This window comes from Streptomyces corynorhini, assembly GCF_003346515.1.
GTDB lineage: Bacteria > Actinomycetota > Actinomycetes > Streptomycetales > Streptomycetaceae > Streptomyces > Streptomyces corynorhini.
The window spans coordinates 1-1,394 of sequence record NZ_QQNA01000296.1 but is presented as its reverse complement, the minus strand read 5'-3'; the positions used below and the strand labels follow the sequence as shown (position 1 = coordinate 1,394).

At 73.3% G+C, this 1,394-nt stretch carries 1 protein-coding gene; it reads right to left on the bottom strand.

The features are described 5' to 3' along the window. Positions 1-365: 365 nt before the first annotated feature. Complete coding sequence (locus DVH02_RS29695) at positions 366-1,205, bottom strand: PP2C family protein-serine/threonine phosphatase (protein ID WP_114626949.1); 840 nt, start codon at positions 1,203-1,205, stop codon at positions 366-368. Positions 1,206-1,394 lie beyond the last annotated feature (189 nt).

Here is a 1,394-nt window from a genome sequence, read left to right as displayed (position 1 = left end):
CCTGGTCGAGCGAAGCCGAGACCTTGGGGATGACTGACGACAACGCGGCGAGGCGCGGCACCAGGGCTCGCGAGCCCGGCATGATCCAAACGAAAGACCCTAGACGAGTAAGTCCGAAGTCCCGTCTGCGGGGAGGCGCCATGCACGCACATCCGCGGCGTTGTCGTCGGTCAACGACTCCCCCACTGCCTTAAGGGCGTGGGAGGTGCCCCCTCCGCGTCGCTTCCCTCCTCCGCCTTGCGGCTGCGCTCGGCATCCGAAGGACGCGTCAAGCGCCGAGGCGGAGGGAGCGCAGCGAGCGCAGCGCACCTGACACCTCCCCGCCCGCCCCAAGGGGCGGACGACGCTACTTCGGACTCACTCGTCTAGTCCTCCGCGTCGTGCCACAGCACCAGCACCGCCGCGTCGTCCGAGTGGCCCGTCAGCTCGGCCACCCCCATCACCTGCGCGGCCAGCTCCCCGGGTCCGGCCGCGCCGCCCGATACGCCCGTGACCGCCGTCGTGGCGAGGGCCGCGACCCGGGCCAGCCCCTCCTCCACCGGGAACGACGGCCCCTCGATCACCCCGTCCGTGAGCAGGACGACCACCCCGGAACCGGTCAGCAGGCGCCGCGTCACCGGGTACACCTCCCCCGGCTGCACGCCCAGCGGCGGGCCGCCCGCGTCCTCGGCGACGCCCCACCGGCCGTCGGAGAGCGCCCAGACGCCCGGGACGTGCCCGGCCCGCGCGCTCTGCAACTCGCGGGTGACCGGGTCGTAGCGGAGGAAACTGCAGGTCGCGAAGAGGCTGGAGTTCACCGAGAGCAGCAGGTCGTTGGCGCGGCTCAGCACCTCGCCCGGATCGGCGGCGGTCGCGGCCACGGCTCGCAGCCCGATCCGTACCTGCCCCATGATCGCGGCGGCCTCCACATCGTGGCCCTGCACATCACCGACGCAGAACGCGAGCGCGCCGTCGGGCAGCCGGAAGCCGTCGTACCAGTCGCCGCCGATGTCGAGGCCGTCCCTGGCGGGCGCGTATCTCGCCGCCGCGCCCAGTCCCGGCAGGTCGGGGAGGACGGCGGGCAGCATCTCCCGCTGCAACGCCTCGGCCAGCTCCACCCGGGCGTGCTGCCGCTCGGCTCCCTGCCGCGCCTGGGCGGTGAGCTGCCCGAGGGTGGTCAGCAGGTCGTCGGCGCTCGCGGACGGGGTCGGGCGACGCCGGGTCATGCACCGCTCCGGAGTACGTGGTCATGGACCGCCACGCGGCCTGCCTCGCGGCCTGCCCTGCGACGGCGTACGGAGAGGACCCCAGGAACAGATCCCCGCATTCATCATATTTCCGCCGACCGTTTTTCGCCGGTCGAGGCCCTCAGGGGCCCGTGCGACTGTTCCCCCACCGCCCGGCCCGCACCGCCA